This is a genomic window from Nocardioides sp. (assembly GCF_031422975.1).
Lineage (GTDB): Bacteria > Actinomycetota > Actinomycetes > Propionibacteriales > Nocardioidaceae > Nocardioides.
This window is the reverse complement of the sequence record NZ_JANPEO010000419.1, coordinates 1-3,834: the sequence shown is the minus strand read 5'-3', so window position 1 is coordinate 3,834 and position 3,834 is coordinate 1. Positions and strand designations below refer to the sequence as shown.

Below are 3,834 nucleotides of genomic sequence, written 5' to 3'. Positions count from 1 at the left end.
GACGACGCGCTGTGGCTCGAGCCTGCGCAGCGCGTACGCATCTGGTGAAGCGGGGTGCATCCTCGGGTCGACCGAGGGTGCACACGTGTTTCGTCCGCGATCCTCTCGCGCTACCGAACAGTACGGCTGGAATTTCCGCGGGGAGCCAGCCCGACTGTTCGGTAACTCGGGTGGCGCGGGCGCCTGTGGATGAGCCGACGCACGGTTGCGGCGACCGCGGCACGCTGGCCGGGTGGCGCGGCACCGCTGGGATCCGATCGCCCGGGCCGTCTCGGTAGTGCATCCGAGCCGGGTCGGGAGCATCATCACGCCTGCGAGCCCCACGCCAGTGATGCTGACCCCTTCGCGGGCACGAGGTGGCCAGTGGGACCGCACCTCGGCCGGCCTCTATATCCCGGCGGGCACCGATCGGGGCCAAGCGCAGCAGCGGATCGCGGAGGTGGCGGCCAGGCTGCCGTCGTACGGCGTCGTCACCGGGTGGGCGGCCTGCCTGCTCCTCGGGGCGGCCTGGCTCGACGGGCTCGCTCGCGACGGCGTCACGCCGTTGCCGATCCGGGTGGCCGTCGGCACCCGCGGTGGCGTGCGCCGAGATCCCGCCCTGACGGTGTCCTTCGAGCGGCTCCCCGAATGGGAGGTGTGCAGGCGGTACGGCGTCCGGGTGACGCGCCCGGAGCGCGCCGTCTTCGATGAGATGCGCCAGCACGGCCACCGAGAGGCGCTCGTCGTGCTGGAGTCGGCCCTGGCAGGCCGGCTCACCTCACTGGCACGGATGGCTGCCTATGGTGAGACGCATCGCTCGTCGCGCAGGTTCGCCGTGGTGGCGTGGGCGCTGGCCCGCGCCCGCGGCGGTGCGCGGTCCCCGCTCGAGGTGAGGGTGCGAACGGTGGCGGAGGAGGACGCCGGCCATGCCCGGCTGGAGGTCAACCGGGTCGTGCTCACCACTGACGGCCGCCGCATCGGCGAGGTGGACCTGCTCGACCCGGAGTCCGGCACGGTCATCGAGGTGGATGGTGCCGACCACCGCGACGTCGACCAGCAGTCCTGGGACATAACCAAGGAGGAGGCGCTGCGCCAGGTGGGCCTGGAGGTGGCCCGGGTGACCGGCAGGCAGGCGCGCGACGCGGTCGCGCTGGCGGCCAGGCTCGGCGCCGTACGAGCCCGCTCACGCTTCCTCGAGCCGGACCTGAGGGCCTGGCAGCTGGCTCCCCAGGATGTCGACAACGAGGTCTGGCTCAGTGAGCGCGAGCAGGAGGCGATGTGGCACGAGTCGCTCGGCGCCTGACCGACGGCGTTACTGCACAGTACGGCGGGGTCACCCGCTGACAGCCAGCCCGACTGTTCGGTAGCGGCGGGGACGGGGAGCGGGAGCGGGGGCGGTCGCGCCGGCGGGGGCGGCGCCTGCCCCGTAGTCCCGCTGCCAGGTCGAGAAGTCCCAGTCGGCGAGGAACTTGCCGGCCGCGGCCACGCCGTTGTCGAACAGTCCGCGCTTGGCCTCCGGCGAGAGGCGGAAGTCGGTGGAGCGCACGCCGTTCGTCTCCACGAACACGGTGCGCGAGACCACCGAGGGCCGATCGACGTGGACCTGGTCGTGGGCGTTGGTCATCGTCGCGACGAGTGCCCGGGCCAAGGACAGCGGGTCATCGGCGTCGTGCCAGCGCTGGGCGCACATGGGCAGCTTGGCGGACAGCTTGATCCCGAAGGTCGGGTGGTCCGGCTCGTCGTCGAACAGGTCGATCGGGAAGTTGGACAGCATCCCGCCGTCGGTCAGCACGATCTCGGTGCGACCGTCGGTCAGGGCGGGGTCGACCGGGAGCCGCCACGGCCGGAAGAAGAACGGGATCGACGCCGAGGCGCGCACCGCGTCGGCGACGGGCATCGAGTCGGCGCACATCCCCAGCAGCCGCTCGTAGTCCCACGGCAGCCGCAGCATCCGGCCGCGGGAGACGTCGGAGACGATGACGACAAGGCGGTAGCGGTGCTCGATCGGAGTGCTGGCCGTGGCCCCCGGGAGCCGCAGGTCGCCCCAGGTCGTCACCCCGGCGCCGGCCAGCGTGTCGTGGATCCAGCGGTGCAGGGCCCGACCGCGGTGGATGCCCTCGCGGGCGAGGAGGTCGATGCCGTTGCCGAGTGTCCCCAGGAACCGACCGGCCGGGCCCTCGTCGAGGAAGTCGGCGAAGTCGGTGTCGATGGTCAGCGTCTCGAGCCGGTCACCGAGCCCGGCGGCCACCAGCGACGCCACGATGGCGCCCGCCGACGTGCCGGCGACGCGGTGGAAGTCGTAGTGCTCGGACAGCACGTGCACGGCGCCGGCAAGACCGGCGCCCTTGACCCCACCGCCTTCCAGGACCAGATCGCTCGTCGCCATGTGCCACCCCCGCCAGGTCGGCCTCCCCCGTGGAGCCGTCGTCGAAAGTAAAGAGATCGCAAAGCAGGAGGTGATACCGCGTCGGCTGGTTGGATGGCCGGATGCACAAGCCCGGCCACGACCAGTCGTCGCATCGCGTCCGCATGGAGTGGGGCCCGACGGGCGCGGCAGCGGTAGCGGCTGACGTCACCGTGGTGATCGACGTCTTGTCCTTCACCACCACGGTGGGCATCGCGGTCGAGCGCGGAGTCGCGGTGCTGCCCTTCGGCTGGAAGGACGATCGGGCCAGGGCGTACGCCGCCGCGCGCGACGCAGTCCTGGCCGTCGGTCGGTTCGAGGCGCTCGGCCTCGCGGCCGACGAGCCCCGCCGTGTCAGCCTCTCGCCGGCCGCGATGACGACCGTGGCGGGGGTCGAGCGCATCGTGCTGCCCTCCCCGAACGGCTCGACGATCTCCTATGCCCTCGCCGGCACCGGGGCGAGGGTCGTGGCGGCCAGCCTCCGCAACGCGAGCGCCGTCGCGGAGCACCTCGCTCTGCTCCTGCGCGACGGCGCATCGTGCGCGGTCATTCCCGCCGGCGAGCGCTGGCGCGACGGCACGCTGCGCCCCGCCGTCGAGGACCTCTGGGGCGCGGGCGCCGTGATCGCCGGCCTCGTCGACCTCGGGGTCGCCGGGTTCAGCGCGGAGGCCCGCATGGCCGAGCACGCGTTCCGCGCCGTACGAACCCACCTCGCGAGCGAGCTGGCCGCCTGTGCCGGCGGCGTCGAGCTCGCCGCCGCCGGGTATGGCGACGACGTCGAGGTCGCCGGTCAGCTCGACGTCAGCCGGGCGGTGCCGGTGCTGAGCGGCGAGGCGTTCGTCCGAGCCTGAGCCGCAGTGCCGAGGTCGACCATGCGGTCCATCGCGGTCAGCCCGACCTCCTCGTGCGTGATCCACACGATGCTCCGCCCGGCCAGCGCGTGCAGCACGTCGCGGGTGACGGCCTCCGCGGTCGCCGTGTCGAGATGGGCGACCGGTTCGTCGAGCACGACGATCGGCTGCGCGCCGAGGACCGCCCGCGCCAGCCCGAGACGCGCGCGCTCGCCGCCGGAGACGTCACGGTGTCCGGCACCGATCAGCGTGTGCAGCCCGACTCCGTCGAGCCAGGCGCCCAGTCCCGCAACCCGTAGGGCGTCCGCGACCTCCGGGTCGCTGGCGCCTGGTCGCGCCAGGCGGACGTTCTCCGCGACCGACGTGGCGAACAGGTAGGGGTCGTCGTCGACCAGCGCCACCTGGCAGCGCACGTCGTCGAGCGCGAGGTCACGCGCGGAGACGCCGTCGAACGACACCTCGCCGGCGGGGTCGAGGAAGCGGATCAGCTGCGCCGCGATCGTGGACTTGCCCGAGCCCGACGGCCCCACGATCGCGACTCTCTCGCCGGCAGTCAGCGTGAACGAGACGGGATCGGCAGCGCCCACGTCGCGCGCCTCC

4 protein-coding genes are annotated in these 3,834 nt (G+C 73.0%); 2 read left to right on the top strand and 2 right to left on the bottom strand.

All coding sequences use genetic code 11. The features are described from left to right. The first annotated feature begins 331 nt into the window (after positions 1-331). Positions 332-1,282 carry a hypothetical protein gene (locus RMO85_RS12605; protein WP_310529072.1) on the top strand — a complete coding sequence of 317 codons (951 nt, stop codon included), beginning with the start codon at positions 332-334 and terminating at the stop codon, positions 1,280-1,282. Between the two features lie 30 nt (positions 1,283-1,312). Here the strand turns inward: RMO85_RS12605 and RMO85_RS12600 are convergent, their stop codons facing one another. Beyond that, the gene (locus RMO85_RS12600; protein ID WP_310529071.1) at positions 1,313-2,365 is read right to left on the bottom strand and encodes a patatin-like phospholipase family protein; all 1,053 of its coding nucleotides are present in this window, start codon (positions 2,363-2,365) and stop codon (positions 1,313-1,315) included. 101 nt (positions 2,366-2,466) lie between these two features. Between RMO85_RS12600 and RMO85_RS12595 the strand changes: the two genes are divergently transcribed. Continuing rightward, on the top strand, positions 2,467-3,234 hold the full coding sequence (locus RMO85_RS12595) for a 2-phosphosulfolactate phosphatase (protein ID WP_310529070.1): 768 nt from the start codon (positions 2,467-2,469) through the stop codon (positions 3,232-3,234). Here RMO85_RS12595 and RMO85_RS12590 read toward each other — a convergent pair. After that, on the bottom strand, positions 3,174-3,834 hold a 661-nt coding region (locus RMO85_RS12590), incomplete at its 5' end, for an ATP-binding cassette domain-containing protein (RefSeq protein ID WP_310529069.1). The two genes, RMO85_RS12595 and RMO85_RS12590, sit on opposite strands and share 61 nt — an antisense overlap.